26 protein-coding genes are annotated in these 25,445 nt (G+C 64.7%); 19 read left to right on the top strand and 7 right to left on the bottom strand.

The window, feature by feature from the left end:
* Window positions 1-342 precede the first annotated feature (342 nt).
* On the top strand, window positions 343-1,176 hold the full coding sequence (gene fghA, locus FJ426_RS24130) for an S-formylglutathione hydrolase (protein ID WP_140562365.1): 834 nt from the start codon (window positions 343-345) through the stop codon (window positions 1,174-1,176).
* Between the two features lie 206 nt (window positions 1,177-1,382).
* Complete coding sequence (locus FJ426_RS24120) at window positions 1,383-2,453, top strand: tartrate dehydrogenase (protein ID WP_140562364.1); 1,071 nt, start codon at window positions 1,383-1,385, stop codon at window positions 2,451-2,453.
* 41 nt (window positions 2,454-2,494) lie between these two features.
* Here the strand turns inward: FJ426_RS24120 and FJ426_RS24115 are convergent, their stop codons facing one another.
* On the bottom strand, window positions 2,495-3,430 hold the full coding sequence (locus FJ426_RS24115) for a LysR family transcriptional regulator (RefSeq protein WP_140562362.1): 936 nt from the start codon (window positions 3,428-3,430) through the stop codon (window positions 2,495-2,497).
* A 77-nt stretch (window positions 3,431-3,507) separates the two neighbouring features.
* On the opposite strand from FJ426_RS24115, the gene FJ426_RS24110 reads away from it, so the two are divergent.
* Window positions 3,508-4,035: a hypothetical protein gene (locus FJ426_RS24110; protein WP_140562360.1), complete on the top strand. Its 528-nt coding sequence runs from the start codon at window positions 3,508-3,510 to the stop codon at window positions 4,033-4,035.
* 64 nt (window positions 4,036-4,099) lie between these two features.
* On the opposite strand, the gene FJ426_RS24105 is transcribed toward FJ426_RS24110, so the two are convergent.
* The 3 genes from FJ426_RS24105 to FJ426_RS24095 all read right to left on the bottom strand — a co-directional run bounded on the left by FJ426_RS24105 (window position 4,100) and on the right by FJ426_RS24095 (window position 7,270).
* Complete coding sequence (locus FJ426_RS24105; protein ID WP_140497539.1) at window positions 4,100-4,846, bottom strand: SDR family NAD(P)-dependent oxidoreductase; 747 nt, start codon at window positions 4,844-4,846, stop codon at window positions 4,100-4,102.
* A gap of 59 nt (window positions 4,847-4,905) precedes the next feature.
* Window positions 4,906-6,417 carry an altronate dehydratase family protein gene (locus tag FJ426_RS24100; protein ID WP_140562358.1) on the bottom strand — a complete coding sequence of 504 codons (1,512 nt, stop codon included), beginning with the start codon at window positions 6,415-6,417 and terminating at the stop codon, window positions 4,906-4,908.
* Between the two features lie 178 nt (window positions 6,418-6,595).
* Window positions 6,596-7,270 (bottom strand): GntR family transcriptional regulator, encoded by a 675-nt coding sequence (locus FJ426_RS24095; RefSeq protein WP_140562356.1) that lies wholly within the window; start codon window positions 7,268-7,270, stop codon window positions 6,596-6,598.
* 312 nt (window positions 7,271-7,582) lie between these two features.
* On the opposite strand from FJ426_RS24095, the gene FJ426_RS24090 reads away from it, so the two are divergent.
* The 6 genes from FJ426_RS24090 to FJ426_RS24065 all read left to right on the top strand — a co-directional run bounded on the left by FJ426_RS24090 (window position 7,583) and on the right by FJ426_RS24065 (window position 13,220).
* Window positions 7,583-9,082 (top strand): sugar ABC transporter ATP-binding protein, encoded by a 1,500-nt coding sequence (locus FJ426_RS24090; protein WP_140562354.1) that lies wholly within the window; start codon window positions 7,583-7,585, stop codon window positions 9,080-9,082.
* The gene (locus FJ426_RS24085; protein ID WP_246675590.1) at window positions 9,079-10,077 is read left to right on the top strand and encodes an ABC transporter permease; all 999 of its coding nucleotides are present in this window, start codon (window positions 9,079-9,081) and stop codon (window positions 10,075-10,077) included. Before FJ426_RS24090 ends, FJ426_RS24085 begins: the two co-directional genes overlap by 4 nt.
* Window positions 10,077-11,072 carry an ABC transporter permease gene (locus tag FJ426_RS24080; protein WP_140562369.1) on the top strand — a complete coding sequence of 332 codons (996 nt, stop codon included), beginning with the start codon at window positions 10,077-10,079 and terminating at the stop codon, window positions 11,070-11,072. The genes FJ426_RS24085 and FJ426_RS24080 overlap by 1 nt, the downstream gene beginning before the upstream one ends.
* Window positions 11,073-11,086: 14 nt before the next feature.
* Window positions 11,087-12,025 (top strand): sugar ABC transporter substrate-binding protein, encoded by a 939-nt coding sequence (locus tag FJ426_RS24075; protein WP_140514469.1) that lies wholly within the window; start codon window positions 11,087-11,089, stop codon window positions 12,023-12,025.
* 165 nt (window positions 12,026-12,190) lie between these two features.
* Complete coding sequence (locus FJ426_RS24070; RefSeq protein WP_140525095.1) at window positions 12,191-12,406, top strand: KTSC domain-containing protein; 216 nt, start codon at window positions 12,191-12,193, stop codon at window positions 12,404-12,406.
* A gap of 133 nt (window positions 12,407-12,539) precedes the next feature.
* Window positions 12,540-13,220: an aspartyl/asparaginyl beta-hydroxylase domain-containing protein gene (locus FJ426_RS24065; RefSeq protein WP_140525094.1), complete on the top strand. Its 681-nt coding sequence runs from the start codon at window positions 12,540-12,542 to the stop codon at window positions 13,218-13,220.
* 43 nt (window positions 13,221-13,263) lie between these two features.
* Here FJ426_RS24065 and hutH read toward each other — a convergent pair whose 3' ends face one another.
* A complete protein-coding gene (hutH, locus tag FJ426_RS24060; RefSeq protein WP_140562352.1) occupies window positions 13,264-14,760 on the bottom strand; it encodes a histidine ammonia-lyase in 1,497 nt (498 codons plus the stop codon).
* 251 nt (window positions 14,761-15,011) lie between these two features.
* Here hutH and FJ426_RS24055 point away from each other — a divergent pair, with 251 nt between their 5' ends.
* Window positions 15,012-15,692 (top strand): GntR family transcriptional regulator, encoded by a 681-nt coding sequence (locus tag FJ426_RS24055; RefSeq protein ID WP_246675589.1) that lies wholly within the window; start codon window positions 15,012-15,014, stop codon window positions 15,690-15,692.
* Between the two features lie 197 nt (window positions 15,693-15,889).
* The gene (locus FJ426_RS24050) at window positions 15,890-16,723 is read left to right on the top strand and encodes an SDR family oxidoreductase (protein WP_224519090.1); all 834 of its coding nucleotides are present in this window, start codon (window positions 15,890-15,892) and stop codon (window positions 16,721-16,723) included.
* 6 nt (window positions 16,724-16,729) lie between these two features.
* Here FJ426_RS24050 and FJ426_RS24045 read toward each other — a convergent pair whose 3' ends face one another.
* Window positions 16,730-17,605, bottom strand: coding sequence for an SMP-30/gluconolactonase/LRE family protein (locus FJ426_RS24045; RefSeq protein WP_140825545.1), 876 nt, complete (start codon window positions 17,603-17,605; stop codon window positions 16,730-16,732).
* Entirely contained in the window at window positions 17,602-18,261 is a 660-nt protein-coding gene (locus FJ426_RS24040) for a GntR family transcriptional regulator (protein WP_140497561.1), read from the bottom strand. The genes FJ426_RS24045 and FJ426_RS24040 overlap by 4 nt, the downstream gene beginning before the upstream one ends.
* Before the next feature lie 141 nt (window positions 18,262-18,402).
* On the opposite strand from FJ426_RS24040, the gene FJ426_RS24035 reads away from it, so the two are divergent.
* From FJ426_RS24035 to FJ426_RS24000, 8 genes are all read left to right on the top strand, one after another.
* Window positions 18,403-19,599 carry a UxaA family hydrolase gene (locus FJ426_RS24035; protein WP_140525091.1) on the top strand — a complete coding sequence of 399 codons (1,197 nt, stop codon included), beginning with the start codon at window positions 18,403-18,405 and terminating at the stop codon, window positions 19,597-19,599.
* Between the two features lie 35 nt (window positions 19,600-19,634).
* Complete coding sequence (locus tag FJ426_RS24030; RefSeq protein WP_140497565.1) at window positions 19,635-20,405, top strand: ABC transporter permease; 771 nt, start codon at window positions 19,635-19,637, stop codon at window positions 20,403-20,405.
* Complete coding sequence (locus FJ426_RS24025) at window positions 20,402-21,154, top strand: ABC transporter permease (protein WP_140562348.1); 753 nt, start codon at window positions 20,402-20,404, stop codon at window positions 21,152-21,154. The genes FJ426_RS24030 and FJ426_RS24025 overlap by 4 nt, the downstream gene beginning before the upstream one ends.
* Window positions 21,151-21,957 carry an ABC transporter ATP-binding protein gene (locus tag FJ426_RS24020; protein WP_140514487.1) on the top strand — a complete coding sequence of 269 codons (807 nt, stop codon included), beginning with the start codon at window positions 21,151-21,153 and terminating at the stop codon, window positions 21,955-21,957. Before FJ426_RS24025 ends, FJ426_RS24020 begins: the two co-directional genes overlap by 4 nt.
* A 24-nt stretch (window positions 21,958-21,981) precedes the next feature.
* Window positions 21,982-23,214 (top strand): PhnD/SsuA/transferrin family substrate-binding protein, encoded by a 1,233-nt coding sequence (locus FJ426_RS24015; protein ID WP_140562346.1) that lies wholly within the window; start codon window positions 21,982-21,984, stop codon window positions 23,212-23,214.
* Window positions 23,215-23,271: 57 nt separating this feature from the next.
* Window positions 23,272-24,171 carry an NAD(P)-dependent oxidoreductase gene (locus FJ426_RS24010; protein ID WP_140514491.1) on the top strand — a complete coding sequence of 300 codons (900 nt, stop codon included), beginning with the start codon at window positions 23,272-23,274 and terminating at the stop codon, window positions 24,169-24,171.
* Window positions 24,168-24,449 carry a UxaA family hydrolase gene (locus FJ426_RS24005; RefSeq protein ID WP_140497576.1) on the top strand — a complete coding sequence of 94 codons (282 nt, stop codon included), beginning with the start codon at window positions 24,168-24,170 and terminating at the stop codon, window positions 24,447-24,449. The genes FJ426_RS24010 and FJ426_RS24005 overlap by 4 nt, the downstream gene beginning before the upstream one ends.
* Window positions 24,450-24,575: 126 nt before the next feature.
* Complete coding sequence (locus FJ426_RS24000; RefSeq protein ID WP_140562345.1) at window positions 24,576-25,364, top strand: DeoR/GlpR family DNA-binding transcription regulator; 789 nt, start codon at window positions 24,576-24,578, stop codon at window positions 25,362-25,364.
* Window positions 25,365-25,445 lie beyond the last annotated feature (81 nt).

Here is a 25,445-nt window from a genome sequence, read left to right as displayed (position 1 = left end):
AGGACATCAACAAGGGTTTCGACCTCATGCATGAGGGCAAGTCGATCAGGAGTGTCGTGGTTTACTGAGGGCGGCCCACACGCCGCGGGCCCGAGGACATCCCCGCTTGGACCGACAGGAGCCCTGTCGGCTTGAGAAGGCGGGCCACAGAAATGCCCGGACTTTTCGCTACCTCCAGCCTCCCGGCCAGGTCGGCGTGTTCCCAAAGTCCGGCGTCGACCGGCGGCGTGACCAAGGTGCACCTCGGTTACGCCGCCGGTGCTGTTTGCAGGGCTGAAGGTTGCGGGTGCGGCGGCCGGCAGCTATGTCGGACGGAAAGGTCATGACGAAAAGGCAGAGTTGATGAAAGTCGTTTCCACGTCCAAGTCGCATGGCGGCGTCCAGGGTGTTTATTCGCACGCTTCAGAGGTCTGCGCCTGCGACATGACCTTTGCCGTCTTCGTGCCGCCGCAGGTCAACGATGGGCCGGTGCCGGTGCTGTGGTATCTTTCGGGTCTCACCTGCACCCATGCCAATGTCATGGACAAGGGCGAGTACCGGCGCCTGGCGGCCGAGCTTGGCCTCATCGTGGTCTGCCCCGACACCAGCCCGCGCGGTGCCGATGTGCCGGACGAGAAGGATAATTGGCAGTTCGGCTGCGGCGCCGGTTTCTATGTCGATGCGACGCAGCAGCCTTACGCCAGGAACTACCGTATGTATTCCTACGTCCTCGACGAGCTGCCGGGATTGATCGCCGCGAACTTCCCTGCCGACACGGCGCGCCAGGGCATATCGGGTCATTCGATGGGCGGACACGGCGCGTTGACGATCGCGCTGAAGAACCCCGACCGCTTCAGGAGTTGCTCGGCCTTCGCGCCGATCGTTCAGCCGACGACCGCTGGCTGGTCGCGGCCTGCGCTCGAGAAATATCTCGGCGCCGACGACAGGGACTGGCGCGCCTATGACGCCACGCTGCTTATCGAGGACGGCCGCCGTTTTGGCGAGTTCCTGGTTGACCAGGGCACGGCCGATGGGTTCCTTGACGAAGGCCTCCGTCCGTGGCTGCTGGATGAAGCCTGCAAGAAGGCCGGCATCGACCTCACCTTGCGCATGCAGGAAGGCTACGATCATTCCTACAACTTCATCTCGACCTTCATGGACGATCACCTGAAGTGGCACGCCGCGCGGCTAGGCTGAAGAACCGCCGGGCATTATCAGCGGTAGGACCTGTGCATCGGCGAAGGCGACATAGCCATGGCGCAGGCGGCGCACGGGTCCGCGCCCGATATCGCCGGCAAGGGTATCGTCAATCCCTACGATGATCGAATCCACCCGCATGCTGCTGCAATGGCTTGGCCACAACCGCGGCGCCATCGTCGCTGCCATCGAGAAGGAAACTGAAAATGTCCTCGCATAGGATCGCTGTCATCGGTGGTGACGGTATCGGGCCGGAGGTCGTCGAGGCCGGCGTGAAGGTTCTGGAAGCCCTGACCGCTGTCGAGCCGGGTTTGGCCTTCGACTTCAAGCGCTTCGACTGGGGCTCCGATTATTACCGCCGCAACGGCCGCATGATGCCGCCGGACGGCCTCGGGCAACTGGAGGGTTTCGATGCGATCTATTTCGGCTCGGTCGGCGATCCGGACCTTCCCGACGACATCACCCTCTGGGGCCTGCGCCTGGCCATCTGCCAGGGGTTCGACCAATACGCCAACGTGCGGCCGACGCGCCTCTTGCCCGGGCTGACCGGCCCGTTGCGGCCCGATCTCGGCAAGCAGATTGACTGGGTGATCGTGCGCGAAAACAGCGAAGGCGAATATGCCGGCGTCGGTGGTCGCGCCCATCGCGGACTGCCTATCGAGGTCGGCATGGATGTCGCCGTCTTTACCCGCGCCGGGATAGAACGCATCGCACGTTTCGCCTGCGAGCTTGCGCTGTCGCGCCCCCGCAAGCTTCTGACGGTTGTCACCAAGTCGAATGCGCAGCGTCATGGCATGGTGCTGTGGGACGAAGTCGTGCGCGGCCTGCTTCGCGACTACCCCGGTCTCACCGTCGACTGGATGCTGGTGGACGCCATGACCCAGCGCATGGTCAACAAGCCCGGCAGCATCGACACGGTTTTGGCGACCAATTTGCATGCCGACATCCTCTCCGACCTGGCCGCCGCGCTGGGCGGATCGCTCGGCATAGGCTCGACGTCGAACATCGATCCCTCGCGCAGCCGGCCGTCCATGTTCGAACCCATCCATGGTTCGGCCTTCGACATCACCGGCAAGGGCGTCGCCAATCCGCTCGGATCGTTCTGGACGGCGAGCCTGATGCTTGAGCATCTCGGCGAGCAGGCCGCCGCGCGGCGCCTCATGGTTGCGATCGAGCTTGTCACGGACCGGGCGGAATATCTCAGCCCCGATCTCGGCGGCACCGCGAGCACCGCCGAGGTTACCGCCGCGGTGATCGCGGCCCTTCTCGCCAATTAGCGCGGCACGAGCAGGCAAGCACGTCACCGAGGGCGGTGGCCTCAGGGAGTTCGCGCGCCTTCGGCGTCCGTCCCCCGATATTTCACATGCTCTATGAACGCGCGCAGCTTGGGCAGGACCTGGCGTCTGTCGGGATAATACAGAAAAACGCCCGGCGTCGTGACGGCGAAGGGCGTGAGCAACGCTTGCAACCGGCCATCGGCAATCGGGGCTTCGGTGAGAGGGCCGGGCACCTGTGCAAGTCCGACACCTTGGATCGCCGCGCCAAGCAGTGTCGGGTAATCATGCGCGACCAGCGGCCCGGAGACGATTGCCTCGACGGTCTTGTTGCCGTCGATGAAGGGCCAGGGCGCGATCGATCCGTTGGAGCGGCGCATGCGCAGGCAGGCATGGCCGCGCAGATCGTCGAGGCGCTCCGGCCGTTTCTGCCGGCGCAGATAGCCAGGGCTGCCGACGACCACGAGCGGGAACGGCGGCGTCAGCCGAACCGCGACCATGTCGGCGGCGATGAACTGGCCGAGCCGGATGCCGGCGTCGAACCCCTCGGCCGCCAGGTCGACCAGCTCACCGCTTGCGGCGATCTCCACCTCTACTTCGGGATAGGCCTGGCAAAAGGATGCCACCAGCGGCTCCAGCAGGATCGGCACCACGGCGCGCGGCACAGAGAGGCGCAACAGCCCGGTCGGCCGCTGCCCAAGTTCACGTGCGACTTCGCTTGCGGCGACCAGTTCCTCGAAAGCGGGCTTTGCGCGCGAAAGGAACCGTTCGCCGGCTTCGGTCAGGCCGACGCTGCGCGTCGTGCGCATGAAGAGCGCCGCACCGACGCGCACCTCGAGCGCGCGCACCGCCTGGCTGATCGCCGATGGCGTGACGCCGAGCTCCGCGGCCGCTTTTCGGAAGCTGCGGTGTTGCGCGACGCCGAGGAACGCCTCCACGCCGTCGAGCGCACCTTTCCGGATTGTGAAGTTCTGCTTCATGCCCCGTCAACATTATCGCGAATAGTCGACCGCTGGAAGCGGGCGTAAATTGCGCCTTACATCTCTTGGGAGGCCATATGTCGCCTGCAACCATTTTCCTGTTACATCTCGCTCTAGGCTACGTGCCTTGGCTGCTCTGCGTCGGCGTGTATGTCTTGCCCCGGCTCAGATCCGTCAACCTGGTCGAGGCGCAACGTGCCATCGCCACGCTGCACAGCTTCCGCTTCTTCGGGCTTGTCTTCATCGTTCCAGGCGTCGTCGGGCGCGATTTGCCGGCTGATTTCGCCACCTTCGCCGCCTATGGCGACTTCGCAACTGGAGTGTTGGCCATGCTGGCGCTTTTGACGACGAGGATACGTCCGCTGTTCTGGTTGTCCGTCGTCGCGTTCAATCTCGTGGGGACGATCGATATCGCCGTCGACTACTATCACGGCAGCCAAGCCGGTCTTCCTGAGCTGGCGGGGCAGTTGGGCGCTGCATACGCGATCCCCGTAATCTATGTCCCACTGCTGATGATCACGCACGCCGTCGCGTTCTACCTGATGGCGCGCCCCCAGTTCCAGGCAGCTCGAGTCTTCGCAGGCGACGCGGCCGCATCTCCGTGAGGCAGCAAGTGCCGGTGTACCGGCTCGCCGCGGCGCAGACGCTTCGCGGCGCGCGGGTATTCGACTAGTAGGTCGTGCGCCCGCCCGACAGGTCGAAGGTCGAGGCGGTGGTGAAGCTGTTTTCCTTTGAGACGAGCCAGGCGACCATGGCGGCGGCCTCGTCGACCTCCAGCAGACGGCCGCGTGGAATGCGCGAGCGCATGTATTCGATGTGCTCGGGCGTGAGCTGTTCGAGGATTCGAGTCTGCGCGGTGGCCGGCGAGATGCAGTTGACCGCAATGTCATACTGCGCGAGCTCCTTGCCGAGCGACTTGGTCATGCCGATGACCGCCGCCTTCGAAGCGGAATAGGCGGCGGCGTTGGGATTGCCTTCCTTGCCAGCGACGGAAGCGATGTTGACGATCCGCCCGTAATTGCGCGCCTTCATCCCGGGCACCACGGCGCGGTTGACGTAGAAGGTGCCGTTGACGTTGATGTCGATGATCTTCTTCCACGTCTCTATGTCGTAGCTGTCGAGCGGGGCGGCGGGACCGGCAATGCCGGCAGAATTGACCAGGATGGAGATTTTGCCGGCGCTCTCCTCGGTTTTTGCCCGCGCGGCGTCCACCGTCTCCCAATCCGCAATGTCGACGACCAGGGTCGTGGCGGCCTTGCCAAGGTCGCGCTTGGCCGCTTCGAGGCGCGCCTCGTCGACGTCCCATAAGGTGACCGTCGCGCCGGAGGCGACGAAACGTTTGGCCATCGCGAAGCCGAGGCCTTGCGCGCCTCCGGTGACCACGGCGTGTTGGCCGTCTAGATCGATCCTGTTCATGCCGAGCGTTCTTTCTGGTTGAGTGAATTGAGGTTGCCCGTTGCGGGCGGGCGATGTCGCTACATGGTAGCGCCGAGGTTCCAGGGCACGAACTCATTGTCGCCGTAGCCCAGCGATTCCGATTTGGTACGCGCGCCCGATGCCACGCGCAGGATCTCTGCGAAGATCTCCTGGCCTTTGTCGTCCAGCGTGACGCCGTCGAGGATGTCCCCGCAATTGATGTCCATGTCCTCGCGCATCTGCTCGAAAATGAAGGAATTGGAGGCAAGCTTGATCGAGGGCGTCGGCTTGCAGCCGAAGGCCGAACCGCGCCCGGTGGTGAAGCACAATATGTTCGCGCCGCCGGCGACCTGGCCGGTTGCCGAAACCGGATCGTAGCCGGGCGTGTCCATGAAGACGAGGCCGCGTTCGTTGATCGGTTCGGCATATTCCAGCACCGCGCGCAGATTGGTCGTCCCGCCCTTGGCGGACGCGCCGAGCGACTTCTCCAGGATCGTCGTCAACCCGCCGAGCTTGTTGCCGGGAGACGGGTTGTTGTTCATCTCCATGTCGTGCTTGGCTGTGTAGTCCTCCCACCAGCGGATACGCTCGATCAGCTTCTCGCCGACCGCGCGGTTTTCCGCACGCATGGTGAGCAGATGTTCGGCGCCGTAGATCTCCGGCGTCTCGGACAGCACCGCCGTGCCGCCTTGCGCGACAAGCAGGTCCACGGCGGCGCCAAGCGCCGGATTGGCGCTGATGCCGGAATAGCCGTCCGACCCGCCGCATTGCAGCGCGAGCACCAGTTCGGAGGCCGGTTGTGGCGTCCTTTGCGCGGCGTTGACCATGGGCAGCATATCGACGATCGCCTTGACCCCGGCCTCGACCGTCTTGCGTGTGCCGCCAGTCTCCTGGATCGTCATCGTGCGGAAGGTCGTGCTCTCCTCGATATTGTAGGACTGCATCCAGCGCGGAATCTGGAACGCCTCGCAGCCGAGCCCAACCATCAGCACGCCGCCGACATTGGGGTTCGTGGCAAAACCCCACTGCGTGCGCTTCAAGAGGTCGTAAGCGAGGCCTTTGGTGCCGATGCCGCAGCCAGTGCCATGGACGAGTGAGATCACGCCGTCGACATTGGGATAGTCGCGCAGGATGCCGCAGCGGTTGACCTCTTCTACGATGAAGCGGGCGACGCTGGCCGAACAATTTACCGAGGTCAGGACAGCGATGAAGTTGCGCGTCCCGACCTTGCCGCTCGGCCTGCGGTAACCCATGAAGCTCGCGCGCTCGGCTTCAGGGACGACAGGCGTTTGCCTGGCGTTGGTGCCGAACAGATAGTCGCGTTCGAAATTGCGCAGATATACATTGTGCTCGTGAACCCAATCGCCGGCGGCGATCGGTCCGCGGGCGAATCCGATGGTCTGCCCATATTTCACGACCGGCTCGTCCGAAGCGATGTCGCGGATCGCCATCTTGTGGCCGCGCGGTATGCGCGCCTTCGCGGGGATGTCGCCTGCCTTGTCGCCGATCATCAACGGATCGATCGCCAGAAGGATGTTGTCGGCATGCGAAAGCTGGATGAACCGCGCCATTACAAACTCTGAAAAAGCCCCCGTCGGCACAATGCCGCCGAATGGATCGGAATACTAATATAATAGATTGTCAACGGTCAAGCTGCGAACACGGCTCACCAGGCATCGGCAAGCCGGTCGGATGCCAGGTTCGGGACCTCAAACCTGCGCCGCCCGTCTCAGCGCTCAGTCGAGGTCGTCAGTCGAGAAGCTCGGCGGCGACTTCGAGCGTGTTGCGAAATGACGTCTCGAGGTGATGCTCCATTGCCTGTGCGGCGCCCTCGGCGTCGTGACGCTTCAGCGCGTCCAGAATGGCCTCGTGCTGCTCGATCGTCTGCTCGCCATAGCCGGGCTTCGGAATGGCGAGATAGCGGCCGCGATCCATCTGCGCCTTTGAGATGTCGACGGCGCGCCAGATCATCGGCAAGCCGCATATTTCAGCAATGGTGCGGTGAAAGACGTCGTCGAGCTGAATCGCTGTGGCGTACCTGCCGCGCGCAATGGCGAGCTTATGCGCTGCCATGTTGTCTTCCAGCAATTCACTGGCAGCCGGCGTCAGCTTGGCGGCGGCGCGCCTGGCGCTCTCCATTTCCAATGCGCGCCGGATGACATAGGCTTCCTCGAGGTCGGCCCGGCTGATGGGAGCAACGTAGGTGCCGGTCTGCGCCAGGATCTTGACGAGCCCTTCGTCGCTGATGCGTTTGACCGCTTCGCGCACGGGCGTGCGCGAGACGCCCAGCGCTTCGGCAATTGCGATCTCATTGATGACCTCACCCGGTTTCAGCCGTCCGACGACGATCATGTTGCGGATCTTGTTGTAGATCTGGTCGCGCAGTGGGAGGGCTCGATTGAGGGTCGAAGGATCTAGATCCATGGAAAATCCCATCGTTCGTCCACCTGAAATGGCAAAATTATTCGAATGTCAAACGGAATGCACCTGCATGCGACGCGGGGCTCGTTGCGATCCGACGCCAGCGACGGGAGCGGTCAGATCCAGCTTGCCAGAACTATTATATTAGTGCAATAGTGCCGGCCGTTGCGTGATTTTCAGCCTATGGTGAAGTGCCTGGTGCGGATGCGCTGAAAGGGGCCTTCGGGCCGGCTCAAGGTGGGCCGAACCGTGCCCGGAAGTGCATTATACTAACATAACGCTGCCCCGCATGCTACCAGGGAGGACCAAGCCTAGATGAGTGCCGCCGCCGATTGTGCCCTGGACATGAGAGGCATCTCCAAGACTTTTCCCGGCGTGAAGGCCCTGTCGAACGTCAATTTCGCCGTCCGGTTCGGCACCGTCCATGCGGTCGTTGGCGAGAATGGCGCCGGCAAGTCGACGCTGATGAAGGTGCTCAACGGATCCTACGCTCCGACCGCCGGCACGATCCTCGTCGGCGGCGCCGAAGTGCGCATGCGGCGTCCCGCCGACGCCCAGGCGCTCGGCATCCGCATGGTGCACCAGGAGATCAATCTTGTTCCCGACCTGACCGTCGCGGAGAACGTCTATCTCGGCCGCATGCCCGGCAAATGGAGCTGGCTGCACAAGGGCGAAATGGTCAGGAAGGCCGCCGCCGTCCTCGACGAGCTGGGCGCGGCCATCAACCCGCGCGCGCGGCTCGGCGACCTGTCGATCAGCCAGCAGCAACTGGTCGAGATCGCCAAGGCCTATGCGGCGCAGCCCAGGATCATCGTGCTGGACGAGCCGACATCGAGCCTGAGCGAGCACGAAACCGCGGCGCTGTTCCGGATCCTTCGCAAGATGCGCGATGACGGCATCGCCATCGTCTACATCAGCCATAGGCTGAGGGAGGTTCTCGAGATCGCCGACGAGGTGACCGTGCTGCGCGACGGCTCAATGATCGAGACCCGTCCGATCGACGGCATAACCGCGGCCGAGATGATCAGGCTGATGGTTGGCCGCGAGGTCGCCAACGTGTTCCCGAAAAGCCCGGCCGCGATCGGCAAGTCCGTGCTGCGTGTCGAACGCATCGGCGACGGGGCGCATTTCAGTGATGTCAGCTTCGATGTGCGCGCTGGGGAGATACTGGGCTTGACCGGACTGGTCGGGGCGGGTCGCACCGAGGTAGCACGCGCCATCTTCGGCCTGTCGCGGCTGGTGGAGGGAACGGTCAGCGTCAACGGGCGCAAGGTCGCCATCAACTCTCCTTCCGAGGCGGTGCGAGCCGGGATCGCCTACGTCCCCGAGGACCGCAAGGGCGACGGCATCATTCCGGGCATGTCGGTCCGCGAGAACATCAGTCTGCCGATATTGCGGCGTCTGACCAGCTTCGGCCGTATCAGGCGCAGCGCCGACCGTTCGCTGGCGGCGATCTATGTGAAGCAGTTTTCCATCTCGCCGCCCGACGGGGAGCGGCGCATCAACCTGTTGTCGGGGGGCAACCAGCAGAAGGCGGTCATCGCCAAATGGCTCGCGGCCAAGCCCTCCGTGCTCATCCTCGACGAGCCGACGCGCGGCGTCGACGTCGGCGCCAAGGCCGAGATCCACAGCATCATCGGCCGGCTTGTCGCCGACGGCATGGCGGTGGTGATGATCTCGTCGGAACTGCCCGAAATCCTCGGCGTCTGCGATCGCGTCGTTGTGATGCGCGACGGCCGCGCATCGGAGGCGCTCGCCCGCGCCGAACTGAGCGAGGAGCGCATCATGGCGCTGGCGACGGGGGAGGCTGCATGACTGATGCGGCCATGGAGACCAGCGGGGCGAACCGCAATGACCGCTTCACGCGCGGCAGCAGGCTTGCCGATGTCCTGTCCAAGGCGGGGCTTGGCTTCGCTATCCTTGCAGTGGTGCTCTACGGCTCATTCGTCAGCCCCGCCTTCTTCACCACAGGCAATCTGCTCAACGTCCTGACCTCGATGTCCATTGTCGGCATCGTCGTCGTCGGCATGACTTTCGTGCTTGTGGCAGGCGGCTTGGCGGACCTGTCGGTGCCGGCCACCATCGCCTGCGGGGCCATCCTCTCGCTCGGGCTGCAGCCAATGATCGGGCCGGTTCCTGCCTTCGTCCTGGCGGTGGCGCTTGCGGGCCTTATCGGCCTGCTCAACGGCGTGCTGGTCGGCTATGTCGGTATCAATCCCATCATCGCCACGCTCGGCATAGGCACCATCGGGCTGGGCATCGTGCAGGCGGCCGTCGGCGGCGTCATCGTCTATGGCAACAATCCCGCTTCGGCCGAATTCGCCAAGGGCCGGCTCTTCGGCGTCCCGGTCGTGGTGCTGATTTTCCTGCTGATCGCTCTCATAGGGCATATCGTCCTCTCGCGCTCCTTCTGGGGCAGGTGGACGCTCGCCACGGGCGGCAATTACAGCGCCGCCGAGGCGAGCGCGGTGCCGGTGGAGGCGGTGAAGGCCGGTGCGTTCGTGATCACGGCGTTGGCTTCGGGCGTCAGCGGCGGCCTGCTGGGCCTGACCTTGCAAAGCGCGCGGCCGCTGATCGGCGCCGGCTACGAGTTCAGCGCCATCACCGCGGTCGTGGTCGGCGGCGTGTCGATCATCGGCGGTTTCGGCTCGGTGCCGAGGGCGATCGCGGGCCTGATCTTCGTGCAGCTTCTGACCAACGTCATGGTGCTCGACGGCGTGCGCACGCCGATCCAGGGTTTTGTCCTCGGCATCCTGATCGTCGGCGCCGTCGGCATGGATGTGGCATTGCGCAAGAGGGGGGTGGCGTGATGCGCTTCCTGGCGCTTGCCTCGCGGCACAGGGTGGTGATCATCCTCGGCCTGACGCTGATCATTTCCGCCCTGGTGGTTCCAGGTTATTTCTCCGCATCGACCCTCGGACTCGGCCTCGACCGGGCGGCGACGATCGGCCTGATCGCCATTGGACTTACGGTGCTTCTGGTCGCCGGCCAGATCGACCTCTCCGGCGGCGCGGTGTTCGCGCTGGCGGGGATCATGTCGGTCATCCTGCAGCGCGAGATCGGCATCCTGCCTGCCGCACTTGTCGGCATCCTGGTCGGCATGCTGGCAGGCGCCATCAACGGCGCGCTGGTCGTCGGGCTGAAGGTGAACTCGCTGGTGCTGACGCTGGCGACGATGCTGATCTTCCGCTCGCTCGCGCATTGGATCACCAACAGCCAGCCGGTGACCGGCACCGACATCATGCTTTCACTGGCGTTCGCCAAGATCCATCTCGAAGTCTTCACCATCCGCAGTGCGCTGTTCATCGTTCTGATCGTGCTGCTGCATGTCTGGCTGACGCGTACAATACCGGGCCGAAATGTCTTTGCGGTGGGGTCCAATCCGGCGGCAGCCAAGGAGAGCGGCATCGCTTCCGATCGCATCGTTTTTCTGGGCTTCGTCTTCGCCGGGACGCTCGCCGGTCTCGCAGGCGTTCTCCAGAGCCTCGTCACCAACACCGGTTCGCCCGTCTTCGGCTCGGAACTGACGGTCGCCGTCATTGCCGCGGTCGTGGTCGGCGGAACCCGCCTCGAAGGCGGCAAGGGATCCGCGCTCGGCACGCTTGGCGGCGTGCTGACGATCGGCTCGCTGACCATCGCGATGGAGTTCCAATCCGTTCCCGCATACGTCCAGCAGGTCGTGTCGGGGCTTATCCTGATCCTGCTCGTCGTGCTCGATCGGGCCGTGACTACCAAGGGGAGGGCGCCGGGCACAGGCCCCGCGCTCATTCGCGACAATCCAATCACTCAAGGAGGAAATACATGATCGGGAGGAAACCTATGGTTGGCAAGAAAAGCATGCTCCACATTACCGCCATGGCGGTAATACTGGCCTCGACGGGCTGGGCCAGTGCAAAGACGGTCTGCTACGTCACGGCCGCGGATTCGCATGCCTATGCGACGCCGGCCAACAAGGCGCTCCAGGCGCGCGCCGGCGAGCTCGGCATCGAGATCCTGAGCCTCAGCCAGGATTTCGACGTCCAGAAGGGCACCGAGCAGCTCAACACCTGCGTCGCGCGCAAGGTTGACGGCATCATCCTGTGGCCGCTCGACCCGCAGGCCTACATACCGGGCCTGGCCCGCGCACAACAGGCGAACATTCCCGCGATCCTTATCAACTCGCCGATGAGCGACGATGCCAAGCCGTTCATCAAGTCGTTCACCGGGCCCGACGTTTACGAGGAAGGCAAGCTTGCGGCCGACTCGCTCAGCAAGGCGCTTGGCGGCAAGGGTTCCGTCGTCATCATCGCCGGCCAGGCCGGCAACGGCACGACGATCGGCCGCGTCGGCGGCTTCACCGATCGTCTCAAGGAAACCAGCGCCGACATCAAGGTGCTCGATACGGTCAATGCCGATTTCGACCAGCAGAAGGCGCTGGTGGTCAGCCGCGACCTGATCACCCGTTTCGGCGACCAGATCAGCGGCGTCTATGCCAATGACGACACCATGGCGCGCGGCTTCATCGACGCCTGGAAGGAGGCCAATCCGTCCAAGGCGGCACCGCCGATCGTCGGCATCAACGGCCAGAAGGACGCGTTCGAATCGATCCGCACCAACGAAATGTACTCCACCATCGTGCAGTCGCCGGTCGAGGACGGCCGCCTTGCGATCAACACCATGGCGGAGATCATGGACGGCAAGGAGGTCAAGGACCGTTTGCCGATCCCGCTGACGGTCGTCACCAAGGACAATGTCAACGCGGTCGAGCCGGCGTTCTGATCCCTTGGGGCCGGCTCGGCAGAAGCGGGCCGGCTCCTTCATCTCCTGGCGCGGACGGACGATCCGGCTGCGCTGCTCCCGAATGGAAAGGCCTGTCGGCCAGGGCTGCCCGGCACAGTTGGAACTTCCGTTTGCGCCCCGGATTATCCATCCGGGAGAACGCCAATGCCTTCTACGGCCATCCGCAGCACACAGTACCATCCCGCCACCAGGGTGCTTTCGGTCTGGTTCGTACCGAGCGGAAACCGCTATGACTACGAAGACGTGGAGCCCGAGACCTACGCTGCCTTCAAAGCCGCCTCTTCCAAGGGACGCTTCTTCAATGAATTCATACGGGATCGCTACAGGTTTCGTCTGGTCGAACGCGCCCCTGAACGCTGATGCACGCCAGCAACAAAGCGCGGTATCGCGGGACTGTTCGTCGGTCACGAATTCGTGCTGACAGGCATACGCCTAGCAAGATCAGCAACTTAATTGCCGGATATTCGTTTCATGATGTCCTCGAGGCCATGAAATGTCTCAAGTTTACGATCTTGCATCCGGTCTGGTGCGGCGGATCTACGAAAAGCGCATCGACGCGCCGGCGATCCTCGATACCGCCAGCGAATTTCCAAACGCCACCAAGTTCACGGCCGCCTGGCAGGCCATCCGCGACGAAGCGCTTGCCGTGGGCAAGGCGCCCCGCTTCCACGACATCATGCCTGAACAGGCCGACATCTCGGCCAATGACGGTCGCGACTGGCGTATGTTCGTGCTCAAGGCCTACGATGTCGCGGTTCCGCAAAACCTCGCGCGAATGCCGGTCCTCGACCGGCTGCTTGCAGAATGCCCTGAGGTGAAGTCGGCGGCGATCTCTTTCCTAGCTCCGGGCAAGCACATTCCCAGCCATCGCGGCCCTTTCAGAGGCATAATGAGGTTCCATCTCGGCCTAGTAATCCCTCGACAGGCAGATGGTCGTCCGGCGACGGTCATGATGATCAATCATCAGGAGAGGCGGATCGCCGACGGCGAGTGTCTGTTGTGGGACGACACGTTCCCTCACGAAGTGACAAACAACGCCGACAAGCCTCGCGTGGCCCTGCTTTTGGATATCTGGCGTCCACGAATGCCGCGCGACATGGAAATCCTGTCACGCCTGATCGTCCACGGCGTGCAGGCAGGCATGCGCCGCAGAGGTGTGTCCTTTTCTGCGTGAGGAGAGGCTCGCGGGCCATGGGCTCGCCGAGCGCCTTGACGCGTCAGTCGCGTGGGCCCGCCACCATCCGTGCGATCCGTGTCATGTCCGTGCTCATTTCGCGGTCGTCGTCAAGCGGGCTGACAAGGGAGCGCACGGCGGCGAAGGTGCGCTGCGGTCCGTCGCCCATGCCGTCGACGACACCGCGCAATTCTACCCCCGTAGCCGCAAAGATCAGTTCCATCGCAATGAGATAACGCAGCCGCTCGACGATCTCGGCTGTCTTGGCCACCACGCGCGGGGCCATCGACGACTGATCCTCGATGCCGTCCGAAACGGCAAGCGGGCTAAGCGACATCGGGTTGGCGAGGTGCCGGATCTCGACTTCCAGCGCGGCAAGCGGTTTCTGCAGCTCCGCGTAGCCCTGGCGGCTCCCACCCCTGGCCGACAGGAAGCGCGGCAGCTCCGCCGTTATCGGCGACATCAGCTTCATGCAACGGTTGGCGGTGCCGACCGCGCAATGCGCAAGCGCCTGGCCGAGCTGTTCCCAGGCCAGCGTCATCGCCGTCAGGTCGAAGTTGCCGTTCGAGACGACCCGCTCGATCTCCGGCAGGATAACCGGGTTGTCGCCCGAATGGGCCAGTTCGATCTCCGTCGCCAGCTTCGCCTGTTCGAACGCATGCAGCAGGCCGCCCCACACTTGCGGCACGCAGCGATAGCTGAGCGGGTCCTGGAGACGCCGCGCGGCGTTGTCCTCCCACAGGCCGCTTCCCGCCAGTTCCGCCCGCAGACGCGCGCCGACCTCGCGCTGGCCGAATGCCGGGCGGGCTGACAGCGCCTCCTCGCTGATTGCGCTGACGGATGAGCGGAATGCCTCATAATTGAGGGCCACGGCAGCCAGCGACCAGTCGATGAGATGGGCGACGTCTTCCAGGCACAGGCATGCCGTTCCAGTCGAAAGGCTGTTCGCGACGATGATGGCGTGGCCGTCCTTTTCGCGCAGGTTGAGTGGTTCGAGCCCGGCGAGAGCCAGCGCCTCGGCGGACGGCATGATCTTGCCCTGGAACTCCGCTTCGCCGTCGCCGCGCAGCGCCCTTGCCATATGCCCGAGGGCGGCAAGGTCCGCCGCCCCGATTGATCCCCAACTGGGGATCACCGGATGGACCCCGGCGTTAAGTGCCGCCACAAGGCCCATGACCGCATGTTCGGAGGTGCCGGTGCCGCCGGCCGCCATGCCTGAAATCCTTGCGGCCATAAGGGCCCGCACGGCCTCCGTCGGAAGGGCGGGGCCGATGCCCATACTGTGGCTGAGCGGTACGCTATGCTGGAACGCGATCAGGTCGGCCTGCGCAAGCGGAGTATCCACGCACGCACCGAGACCGGTGGTGACGCCATACATGGGCCTGCCAAGTTGCGTGAGATGCTCGATGAGCGCACGGCTCTCGCGGATGCGGCGCATCGCCTGACCACCCAACTCGAGGCGGGCATTGCGTCGTGCGACCTCGGCCACATCGGCCGCACTGGGCGGCTTGCCGTCAAGCACTACCATTCTGAGTGTCATATCCTGCCCCCATGATCGCTGCCGCCAATGCCGCGCCGGCCTGGCCGCATGCGGCTTGCGGCTGCCAGTTTTGCTGTTTCCGCGCGGGCCAAACTGCAAGCCATTCCCGTTCCGAAGGTTTCGCCGCGGCGATCTCGCGTCCATGCCGGGCGCATCGCCGCCGGCTTGCAACTCTTCTCGTACACATGGATACCTATATCCGAGAATGAAGCTTTCCCCTAAGCTGACGATACGTGAAATGGGAGCATGGATTGCGCGGATTTGGCGAAGGCTTGATCGAGAGGCCGCAAACGGTTGCCGAGCAGGTCGCCAATGTCTTGCGCGAGGCCATTGCCAGCGGGACCCTGAAGGCCGGCACGACGTTGCGCCAGGATGATCTGGCCGAGCAGTTTGGCTTCAGCCGGATGCCGATCCGGGACGCGCTTCGTCAGCTCGAGGCCGAAGGCATCGTGTCCATCCACCCGACAAAGGGTGCGCACGTCGCCAGAATGGACGGCGACGAGATCCGAGAGATCTATGCCGTGCGCGAACTGCTCGAGTGCGAGGCACTGCGGCTCTCCATTCCCGGCCTGCCCGGCGGCAAGCTGGACGAGGCCGAACAGGTGCTCGATCAGATCGATGCCGAGCGCAATGTCGGCAGGTGGGGCATGCTGAACCGGGCCTTTCATCTGGCGCTTTATGACGCCTGCGGCAATCGCCGATTGCTCGGCCTGATCGAGGCGCACCATAATGCGGCCGACCGCTACGTCCGTATCCTGTTGTCGAACCTCGACTACCGCGCCCGCTCGCAGACGGAGCATCGCGACCTCTTGGCCGCTTGCCGGCGACGCGACGCCGGCGAGGCCGTCAGCGTTTTGACGCAGCATCTGCGCCAAGGCAGCGAGACACTGGTCAACGCCATAGAAGGCGACGGTCTGTCGCGAAAATCTTAGAATCTTTGTCCAATTCCGATGGGCGCGCGTGACGGGCTGTACGCCTTCGTCTAGCCGCTGCCGCCAAGGACGCTGCTTTTCAGCTTGCCTGATTTGATCAAATGGAAGAATTGGTTCTGGATTTCTCCCTGAAAATGCGTTTTGAAGAGCACTCCAAAGAAAAGTGTGATCAAATTGGAAAGGCTGGGCTATTGACGGTGCAAAAGGAAGAGATCGACATCCAGAATGCGCTGGCTCTTGCCGAGCGCTTCACGATGGCTGGCCGGCGCGCCTTGGTGACCGGCGGCAGCGTCAGCATCGGCCGTGAGATCGTGCGGGTTTTTGCCGAGGCGGGCGCCGATGTGGCCGTCCATTTCGCTCGCGACGCCGACGTGGCATTCGGGCAGCCAGATGCGGCCGCCGAAGCTGTCCGTGAAATTCGCGGGAAGGGCAGGCGCGGCGTCGCCATCGATGCTGATTTCGCTCGGGCCGGAGAGGCGGCTCGCTGTGTCCAGGCGGCGATCGAGGCGTTGGGTGGTGTCGACGTGCTTGTCGTCTGCGCCTCGATCCAGTACCGCACGCCTTTCCTCGATCTACCCGCCGAGCAGATCGAGCACCAGATCCAGATCAACTTCAAGGCGACGATCGAATTGCTGCAGGCCGCCTTGCCCGGCATGAAGGACAATGGCTGGGGCCGTGTGCTGACGATCGGCAGCATCAACCAGACGCGGCCCGAATCCGATCTCGCCGTCTATGCCGCGCTGAAGAGCGCGCAGCACAATCTGTCGTTCAACCTTGCCAAGGATTATGCGCCACACGGGGTGACGATCAACAACCTGTCGCCCGGCCTTGTCGTTACCGAGCGCAATCGCTGGCGCCGCGAGGACGCGGCCAAATGGGCGGAGATCCAGAAGGGGTCCGCGCCGATGCAGCGGGCCGGCGAGGCGCGCGAGATGGCGGGAGCGGCGTTGCTGCTTTGCTCCGACGCCGGCAGCTTCATCACCGGGGCGGACCTGCAGGCGACGGGTGGCCGCCATCTCGGCTGGCAATAGCCGAGATTAACCGGCAAAAGCCGGCTCCGGCAGTCCCGCCACGCCGACGTCGAGTGCAAGCAGGCAACCCGCCAGGGGCTCGTTGGCCAGTTGATCCTCCGTCAGCTTCTGCGTTGCGGTCGTCACGTACAGTGTCTTCAGGCCTGGACCGCCGAAGGCGCAGGAGGTCGGCTGAGTGACTGGCAGAGGGACCAGCCTGTCGAGCCGGCCATCGGGCGCGAACCGCGCCAGCGAGCCGCCTTGGTAGCGCGCATTCCAGAGGAAGCCGTCCGCATCGACGGTGGCGCCGTCGGGCTTTCCAGGCGCCGCGTGCCGGTCGGCGAACAGAGACCACGGCCCCACGAATCCGCTCGCCGGGTCGAAATCCGCCCGCTCTATGTCGCCTTGCCGCGTATCCGTGAAGTAGACGGTACGGCCATCCGGGGCAAAGGCGATCGCATTGGGCACGGCGATCCCGTCGCGGATCCGGCTCGAACTTCCGGCGGCGTCGATCCGGTAAAGCGCCCCGGACGCATGCAGCCCATAGTCCCACATGCTGCCGCAGATTATGCCGCCGCCGGGATCGCACTTCATGTCGTTCAGCCGATGCTCGGGCGGCCCATCCTCCACGCGCGCCAGCAGGCTCAGTGCGCCGCTGGCGGGATCAAATGCGTGGAGACCTTGCCGCAAGGCCACGACGACACCGCCCGATGCTCGTGGAACCACCGAGCCGATGACCTCAGGCATCGGCCACGATGTCACCGCTCCTGTCTCGGGCCGCAGCCTGTGCAGGCAAGGACGCCGCAGATCGACCCAGAACAGCTCTCCGCCCCGCGCCAGCCATGTCGGCGATTCGCCCAGCGTATCGCCCGTCGACACCGCGACCTCGAACCCGGCCGTCATTGCCGGCCGATATCGGGTTTGGGATCGACGGCGATGCGCGCCAGGAGGTCGTGTTTGGCCTTTTCGATATGCGCGCCCATCAAGGTCGCCGCCGAGCCGGCATCCTGGCGCTCTATGGCCCGGATGATGTGGCGATGATCGTCGATGACGCCATGGAAGCGCCCCTCGTCATAGCCGTAGCGTTGCCAGATCGCCGCCACCAGCAGCCAGTTGCGATCCACCATCGACAGCGCGCCCGGATTGCCGGCCGCCTCGTTGATGACGCCGTGAAAGATGTTGTTGGCATGTGGGACGGCAAGGAAGTCGTCGCTGGCCACTCTTTGCTCAAGCATGTCCTGCGCGGCCTTCAGATCGCGCAGGTGCTCGGCGGTGCGCCTTTCGCTGGCGCGCCGTGCCAGCATCGTTTCGACGGCGCTGCGGATATCGAACAGGTCGATCACAAACGACATGTGGACCGTCCTGACGCTGGCACCGCGATTGGGTTCCAGCACGACCAGTCCCGTGCCGCTCAAGGCGCGCAAGGCCTCGCGGACCGGCATGTGGCTTACGCCATAGCGGCCGGCGAGATCGTCGATCCTCAGCCTTGCCCCGAATGGAATGGCTCCGGAAACGATGTCGTCTCGAAGAAGCTTCTGAACGTCGGGAATACGCGCCATGCATCCAAGCCTACCCTGATTTGAGCAAATATTGCTCGCACGGCGATCGAAAGAAGTCAATTTTGCCCTTGCCAAGGCGACATTTGATCAAATATTGAGATTTGAAGAGATTGCCACGCTCGCGACCGTTTGGAAACGCCAATGCCACTGCCTGCCTCCGGTGCCGACAAAATCGACGGCCTGCCGCCATTCAGTGGCTACAGGCGGGTCGATGGCCGCGCCGGAATCCGCAATTATGTGCTGATCCTGTGCATCAATGGTTTGGCGCTGCGTGTCAGCGAGCGAATCGCGGCGGGTCTCGAAGGCGCGCTTCTGGCCGCGACGAGCGCGGGCAGGGGACACATCGAGCCGGACCTCGGCCTGCACCTTGATCAACTTGTCGGTCTCGGCCGCAATCCGAACGCCGCCGCCGTTCTGGTGGTCGGAGTGGATTCGGCGACGACCGAGATGGTCGCGGCCCGCATTTCGGCTTGCGGCAAGCCGGTCGCCAGCGTTTCCTTCGCCGAGCAGCATGAGGACATGCTGTCGGTCATGGGCGAGGGCATCAGGCGCGGCGCGGCGTTGCTGCGCGAGGCTTCTCGGATCCGGCGCGAGACCTTGCCCGGCGCGCAGCTGGTGGTCGGCATCGAATGCGGCCATTCCGACGCGACGTCGGGTCTGGTCAGCAATCCGGTCGTGGGGGCCGCGGTCGATCTTCTGGTTTCGCATGGCGGCACCGTCATTGTCGGTGAGACCGTCGAGTGGCTGGGGGCAGAACATATACTCGCGGCGCGCGCTCGCGATGCAACGGTGGCACGACAGATCCTGCAGGCCGTGGAGCGCAAGGAAGGCTTCGCCGCCGCTTCCGGCCACAGCCTGACCGGCAACAATCCGGGCGAGGAGAATATACGCGGCGGATTGAGCACGATCGAGGAGAAGTCGCTCGGCGCCCTGGCCAAGACGGGAACTTGCCGCATCGACGGCGTGCTCGGCATGGCCGAGCCGGTCACCGCCGGCGGCCTTTACCTCATGGACGGCCCGTCCTTCTCGCCGGAATCGATGACAGGCTTCGCCGCGGCCGGTGCCCAGATCATGCTGTTCACAACCGGGCCAGGCAACAGCACCGCGAGCGCGCTCGCGCCGACGATAAAGATCACGGCGCGGCGCGAGACGGCTCGCCGGCTGCCTGAGCAGATCGATTTCGACGCCAGCCCTGTTTCGGAGGGGATCGAAACCGTCGCCGAAGCGGCGAACCGGCTGCTGGCGACCATCCTCGATGTCGCCGGCGGCACCCTCACCTTCGGCGAGATTTTGGGGGAAGGGCTCGAAGTTCCGACCCGCGTGCGGGGCTCGTTGTGACGGCTATCTCCTCGAACGATGCCGGCCAAAGGACAATGCGCTTTGCGCGCCTGACCAGCCTGTTCGTGTATTTGCGCACGATGGGCCTGTTCGTCCTTGCCTGGTATGTCGGCTCGTTCTTCGTGCCTTCGAAGCTGCTCTTGCCGTCGCCGGTCGCGGTTGCGCTTGCGCTGCGCGATACGGCCCTCAACGGCGAACTGCTCGGCAATGCAGGGATCAGTCTGGCCCGTCTGCTGGTAAGCGTTGCGGCTGCCGCGGCGGTGGCGGTGCCGCTCGGGCTGCTGATGGGCCGCAGCCGGCTCTGGAACGATCTGCTCGAACTGCCGGTGGAGATCCTGCGGCCGATAGCCGGCATCGCATGGATACCGCTTGCGCTCTACATGTTCGGCATCGGCCATCGGCTGCCGCTGTTCATCATGTTCTATACCGCCTTCTTCCCGCTGCTGATCGGCACCGCCGCGGGCGCCGCCGCCGTCGACAGGCGGCTCGTCGCGGCGGCCAGCACGATGGGCCTGTCTGGGCGGGCGATCATGCGGCGCGTCATCGTTCCGGCGGCGCTGCCGGCGATCCTGGTCTCGGCACGGCTTGCGGTGGCGGCCTCGTGGACCGCCGTCGTCGCTGCCGAACTGGTAGGAGCGCCGAACGGCCTCGGCTACGCCATCGAATACTACCGCAGCATGCTGTCGACGCCGACGGTGATGGCTTTCATCGTCGCCATCGGCCTGCTCGGCTTCCTGACGGACAAGGGGTTGCGCTGGCTCTCTGATGTCTTGACTCCGTGGGCGCGGACGGAGGTGGCGCGATGAACAGGTTTGCGCTTCGCCTCATCGTTCCCGTGCTGCTGCTGGTCGTCTGGGAAGCTCTCGCGTCCGGCTCCGCCCAGGCGCCACGCCCCAGCACGGTGGCCGAAACGGCCATTTCCATGCTGCGCGACGGCGATCTCGTGGCCGGTCTCGCCACCAGCCTCGGACGGGTCTTCGCCGGCTTCGCGGCGGCCGCGCTGCTGGCGATACCGCTTGGCGTCGCCATGGGCAGCATGCCGGCCGTCGAGCGCAATCTCGATCCGCTGGTCGAGACCTTCCGGCCGATAGCGGCACTTGCCATCCTGCCCCTGGTTATCCTCTGGCTGGGCTCGGGCTCCGGGGCAGCGGTTGCCATCGTTGCCTATGCCGCTTTCTTCCCGATCCTGATCAACACCATCTCGGGCGTGAAGCGCATCGAGCCCAGTCTGATGCGCGCCGCGCTGACCATGGGGCTGGCGCCGCTGACACGGATGCGGGTGGTGCTGCTGCCGGCTGCCTTGCCATCCATTCTGGTCGGCATGCGCATCGGCCTCGGCATCGCCTGGACGGCGATCATTGCCGCCGAGCTCGCGGTCGGCGCGAAGTCCGGCAGCAGCGGCGGCATCGGCCAGATGATGTTCGTCTTCTACGCCTATTCGATCAACCTCAACGGCATGGTGGTCTGCATGATCGCGGTCGGCATCGTGGCCTTCGCGCTCGACCGCATCCTGCGTGCCGCACTCGCCTTCGCCGTGCCGTGGAGCCAGCCATGAGCGATGCCAAGATCCGCCTCGACGGCGTCAGCAAATCTTTCGGGGAATCTGCCTCCGTGGTGGCGGTCGACAGCCTGTCGCTGGACATCAAGGCCGGCGAGTTCATGGCTATCGTCGGCCCATCCGGATGCGGCAAGACGACCGTTCTCAACATGCTCGCCGGCCTCGACAGGCCGACGTCGGGCACGATGAGCCTGAACGGCAGGCCGATCGAAGGACCGGGGGCCGAACGCGGCGTGATGTTCCAGGACTATGCCCTGTTTCCCTGGCGCACCGTGCGCGGCAATGTCGAGTTCGGATTGATCTATGGGCCGGCCGGGGCGAGGCTTTCGCCCGCGCAGCGTGCCGACCGCGTCAGCCGTACCGTCGAAATGGTCGGCCTGACCGGCTCCGAGGACAAGTACCCGCACCAGCTATCGGGCGGCATGCGCCAGCGCGTGGCACTGGCGCGCCTGATGGCGAACGAGCCGGAAATCCTGCTGATGGACGAGCCGCTGGCGGCGCTGGACGCGCAGACCCGCGTCATCCTGCAAGACGAATTGCTGCGCATCTGGGGGCAGGACCGCCCCGCCGCCGAGCGACGGACGGTCGTCTTCATCACGCACGCCATAGACGAGGCGGTGTTCCTGGCCGACCGGGTCGCGGTGCTCAGCAGCCATCCGGGCCGCCTGAAGCAGGTCATCGACATCGACCTGCCCAGGCCACGCGGCGACGAGACGCGGCGCTCCGGCGATTTCGCCAGGCTCAGCCAATCGATCTGGGAACTGATCCGCGAAGAGGCTTACCGCGCAACGATGAACTGAAACGACAACAGGGAGAGGATTGTCATGAGGAAATTTCTGGAAACCGCATTCAACCGACGCGCAGTCCTGAGTGGCGCCGCGGCCGCCGCGCTGGCCATGCCATCGATCGTGCGGGCGCAGGACCGCAAGCCGGCCAAGGTCTCGATCGGCCGCCAGCCTTACGCGGCCGGCAACTCGCCGCTGACGCAACGCATGATCAACGAAAAGCTGCTGGAGAAGGCGGCCGCCGAACTCGGCTACGACCTGACGGTCGACTGGCGCGACTATCCCTCCGCGCTGCCGATGGTGGAAGCTTTCGTCTCCGGCGATCTCGACGTCGGCATGTGGGGCAACACGCCGATCGTGCGGCTGCTTTCGCAGGCGCAGCCGATCAACATCCTCACCGTCGGCGAGGGCCACATGCGCATGGTGCTGGCGACCCGCAAGGGCTCCGCTATCAAGAACATCGGCGACCTCAAGGGCAAGACCGTCGGCGCGCTTGTCGGCGGCGACCCCTACAACGCGCTCTCGCAAATGCTGCTGCAGGAACTGGGCGACGCCGACCCGCGCGCCTTCGGCATCAACATCGTCAACACGCCGACCCAGGCCGTTGCCGCGTCCCTCCCGGAGGGCATGGACGCGTCGGTGGTGATCTACCCGGCCTTCCTGAAGGCGAATGCCGAAACCGGCCTCACCGGGATCATGAATTCGTTCGGCTATACCGAGGCCGGCTACAGCGGACCCGCGGGCGAGGGCGAAGGCCACATGCTGCCCGGCGTCAAGAAGTCGAAATTCTACCCCGACGGCTACTATTTGCACCGTTCCTTCTGGATCTGCAGCGACCGCATCGTCGGCGACGATGCCGCGCTCGGCCAGGCCTTCCTGACGGCCGCGCAACGCGCGCTTGCCGATCTCCAGAAGATCGACGCGCGGGAGATCTCGCAGTCGGTAGTCAAATATTGGGGGCTCGATCCTGCGCTGGGCGCCAAGGTCATCGGCGACGAGGTGCTTTTCCAGCGCGGCTGGATCTGGCCGACCGAAGGCGATGCGGCGGCGATCAGCCAGATCTCCCAGTTCATGGTTGCCGGCAAGATGATTCCTGAGGCGCTGAGCTGGGACCAGGTCAAGGCCGCCTTCGGCAAGGCGGCGCCGCTGCTTCAGAAAGCCTATGAGGGCACGGGCAAGGTGCCGGACGAAAGCGGCTTCACCGACAAGAATGCCAAGGATCTGCGTGGCCTGCCGGCATGGCAGCTCGACCAGTGGAAAGTGCCGTCCTGAGGAGTTCGGGGGGCACGCGCATTCGCAGCAGAGTCATTCAGGGAAGGAAGTTGATCCATGACGTCAGTCGGTTTTGTCGGACTTGGAACCATGGGCGCACCCATGGCCCGCAACGTGCTCAAGGCAGGACATGCGCTGACGGTCTTCGACCTCAACCCCGTGGCGGTGAAAAAACTCGTCGACGCCGGCGCCCGGGCGGCGGCGTCGCCGCGCGAGGTTGCGCAGCAATCGGAAATCGTCATCACCATGCTGCCGGATGCGCCTGATGTGGAGGCCGCCGTGCTCGGTGCCGACGGCATCGGGCATGGCCTCAGGGCCGGCAGCCTCTATATCGACATGAGCACGATCGACCCGCAGACCACCCAGCGTATCGGCGCATGGCTGGCGCAACGCGGCGTGGACATGATCGACAGCCCTGTTGGCAAGACGGTGGAGCACGCCATCGCCGGAACCTCGACGCTGATGATCGGCGGCGATGCCGCCGTGCTGGAGCGCGCGCGCCCGATCCTGTCGAGCATGGGGGCCGACCTCATCCATTGCGGCGGGCTCGGCATGGGGCAGGCAATGAAGCTCACCAACAACCTGCTGGCCAGCGTGCTGATAACGGCCAGCTCCGAGGCGCTGGTCGCCGGCGCCAAGGCGGGCCTGACGCTCGACACCATGATCAGCGTGCTGAAGACGACGATGGCCTGGAACCAGCAATTGGCGGTGGCGATGCACAACCGCGCGCTCAAGGGCGACTTCGAGCCCGGCTTCATGGTCAAGCTCGCCCACAAGGATTGCCGGCTTGCCCTGGCGATGAATGATGCGCTCGGCGTCGAGACGCCGGTCGGGGGCGCCACGCTTGCCGTGCTCAGGGAGGCGATGGACGCCGGCATGGCCGGCAAGGATGTTGGCGCCGTGCTGAAGTTGCGCGAAGACGCGACCGGCGTCCAGGTCCGGCTTGCCGGCGCATGACCAAGCCTGGAGCCATAGTGCTGCACGCTGACGACGACGTGGCTGTCCTCGTGGAACCGGTCGAGGCAGGCGCCGAAGTGACGACGCGAGGCGCCCGCGAGGGGGTTGTCCTCAAGGCCGGCGCCGCGTTGCAAGCCGGTCACAAGCTGGCGTTGCACGACCTCGCCGCCGGCTCCACCATACGCAAATACGGCGAGGCGATCGGCCGCCTGACGGCTGCCGTGGCGGCCGGCGACCACGTCCACGTGCACAATCTGCAAAGCCTGCGCGGACGCTGACGCCGGGTCAGCACCCGAACAGGCCAGACCTTATCGATCGACCATGGCCACGCCGTCCTCGCGGTTGCCTCCCGGGCGGTTCACTGCCACATATCGCAACATTATTCGTTCGATATGAGGCCCTCCATGTCCCCCGACAGCCGTCTGCCGGCACGTGCCCTTGCTCCCCGCCGTCATGACGAGATCCTGAGGCGCCTGGGTGCCCAGGGCTCGGTCAGCGTCGCCGAACTGGCCGGCTTTTTCGACGTCTCGCGCGAGACCATCCGCCGCGACCTGAAGCTGCTTTCGGACCAGGGACGGCTCGGCATCGTGCATGGCGGCGCCGCTCGCTTCGAGCCGAGCGAGCCGGCGATGGGCCTGCGCAGCCGGGAGAATGCGCACGGCAAGGCGGCGATCGGCAGGGCGGCGGCCGGCCTTGTCAGCAGCGGTATGGTGGTCTTTCTCGATTCCGGCACCACAACCTTGGCCGTCGCGCAGGCCATGAACGACCTGCGCGATCTCACCATCTGCACGGCCAGCCTGAAGATTGCACTGCATCTGTGCCATGTCCCCGGCATGCGTGTGCACATACTGGGCGGCGAAGTCGACCCGGGCGAGGAGGCCGCTTCCGGCATCGATGCGCTCGATGCAATGGCACACTTTCGCGTCGACATCGCTTTTCTCGGCGGCGGCGCGTTGTCCCCGGATGGCGAGGTGACCGATTTCACCAGGGCCGGTGCCGAGCAGCGCGGCCGAATGATCGCGCTCGCCGGCAAAACCTATTTCGTCCTCGACAGCAGCAAGTTCGGCAAGCTGACGCCGCTCAGGATTCCGAATTTCGACCGCGCCGCCGGCGTTATCGTCGACGCCCGGCCGCAGCCTGCGCTTGCCGACGTCCTTTTGCAAAAAGGGCCGGAGCTGATCGTCGCATCCTGATGTGATATTTTGTGACTTTTTGACTTGATATTTGGCTTTCCTGTGTTAGCTTGCCGACCATCCCTCAAGATGGCGGAACGC

It is taken from the genome of Mesorhizobium sp. B2-6-4 (genome assembly GCF_006441495.1).
GTDB lineage: Bacteria > Pseudomonadota > Alphaproteobacteria > Rhizobiales > Rhizobiaceae > Mesorhizobium.
Note: the sequence above shows the minus strand (reverse complement) of the source record. Positions and strands in the feature narration are given on the sequence as shown.

What these genes read in the sequence shown, in the direction of transcription:
- fghA (WP_140562365.1), top strand. Translation starts at nt 343, where the DNA reads ATGAAAGTCGTTTCCACGTCCAAGTCGCATGGCGGCGTCCAGGGTGTT.
- FJ426_RS24120 (WP_140562364.1), top strand. Translation starts at nt 1,383, where the DNA reads ATGTCCTCGCATAGGATCGCTGTCATCGGTGGTGACGGTATCGGGCCG.
- FJ426_RS24115 (WP_140562362.1), bottom strand. Translation starts at nt 3,430, where the DNA reads ATGAAGCAGAACTTCACAATCCGGAAAGGTGCGCTCGACGGCGTGGAG.
- FJ426_RS24110 (WP_140562360.1), top strand. Translation starts at nt 3,508, where the DNA reads ATGTCGCCTGCAACCATTTTCCTGTTACATCTCGCTCTAGGCTACGTG.
- FJ426_RS24105 (WP_140497539.1), bottom strand. Translation starts at nt 4,846, where the DNA reads ATGAACAGGATCGATCTAGACGGCCAACACGCCGTGGTCACCGGAGGC.
- FJ426_RS24100 (WP_140562358.1), bottom strand. Translation starts at nt 6,417, where the DNA reads ATGGCGCGGTTCATCCAGCTTTCGCATGCCGACAACATCCTTCTGGCG.
- FJ426_RS24095 (WP_140562356.1), bottom strand. Translation starts at nt 7,270, where the DNA reads ATGGATCTAGATCCTTCGACCCTCAATCGAGCCCTCCCACTGCGCGAC.
- FJ426_RS24090 (WP_140562354.1), top strand. Translation starts at nt 7,583, where the DNA reads ATGAGTGCCGCCGCCGATTGTGCCCTGGACATGAGAGGCATCTCCAAG.
- FJ426_RS24085 (WP_246675590.1), top strand. Translation starts at nt 9,079, where the DNA reads ATGACTGATGCGGCCATGGAGACCAGCGGGGCGAACCGCAATGACCGC.
- FJ426_RS24080 (WP_140562369.1), top strand. Translation starts at nt 10,077, where the DNA reads ATGCGCTTCCTGGCGCTTGCCTCGCGGCACAGGGTGGTGATCATCCTC.
- FJ426_RS24075 (WP_140514469.1), top strand. Translation starts at nt 11,087, where the DNA reads ATGGTTGGCAAGAAAAGCATGCTCCACATTACCGCCATGGCGGTAATA.
- FJ426_RS24070 (WP_140525095.1), top strand. Translation starts at nt 12,191, where the DNA reads ATGCCTTCTACGGCCATCCGCAGCACACAGTACCATCCCGCCACCAGG.
- FJ426_RS24065 (WP_140525094.1), top strand. Translation starts at nt 12,540, where the DNA reads ATGTCTCAAGTTTACGATCTTGCATCCGGTCTGGTGCGGCGGATCTAC.
- hutH (WP_140562352.1), bottom strand. Translation starts at nt 14,760, where the DNA reads ATGACACTCAGAATGGTAGTGCTTGACGGCAAGCCGCCCAGTGCGGCC.
- FJ426_RS24045 (WP_140825545.1), bottom strand. Translation starts at nt 17,605, where the DNA reads ATGACGGCCGGGTTCGAGGTCGCGGTGTCGACGGGCGATACGCTGGGC.
- FJ426_RS24040 (WP_140497561.1), bottom strand. Translation starts at nt 18,261, where the DNA reads ATGGCGCGTATTCCCGACGTTCAGAAGCTTCTTCGAGACGACATCGTT.
- FJ426_RS24035 (WP_140525091.1), top strand. Translation starts at nt 18,403, where the DNA reads ATGCCACTGCCTGCCTCCGGTGCCGACAAAATCGACGGCCTGCCGCCA.
- FJ426_RS24030 (WP_140497565.1), top strand. Translation starts at nt 19,635, where the DNA reads ATGCGCTTTGCGCGCCTGACCAGCCTGTTCGTGTATTTGCGCACGATG.
- FJ426_RS24025 (WP_140562348.1), top strand. Translation starts at nt 20,402, where the DNA reads ATGAACAGGTTTGCGCTTCGCCTCATCGTTCCCGTGCTGCTGCTGGTC.
- FJ426_RS24020 (WP_140514487.1), top strand. Translation starts at nt 21,151, where the DNA reads ATGAGCGATGCCAAGATCCGCCTCGACGGCGTCAGCAAATCTTTCGGG.
- FJ426_RS24015 (WP_140562346.1), top strand. Translation starts at nt 21,982, where the DNA reads ATGAGGAAATTTCTGGAAACCGCATTCAACCGACGCGCAGTCCTGAGT.
- FJ426_RS24010 (WP_140514491.1), top strand. Translation starts at nt 23,272, where the DNA reads ATGACGTCAGTCGGTTTTGTCGGACTTGGAACCATGGGCGCACCCATG.
- FJ426_RS24005 (WP_140497576.1), top strand. Translation starts at nt 24,168, where the DNA reads ATGACCAAGCCTGGAGCCATAGTGCTGCACGCTGACGACGACGTGGCT.
- FJ426_RS24000 (WP_140562345.1), top strand. Translation starts at nt 24,576, where the DNA reads ATGTCCCCCGACAGCCGTCTGCCGGCACGTGCCCTTGCTCCCCGCCGT.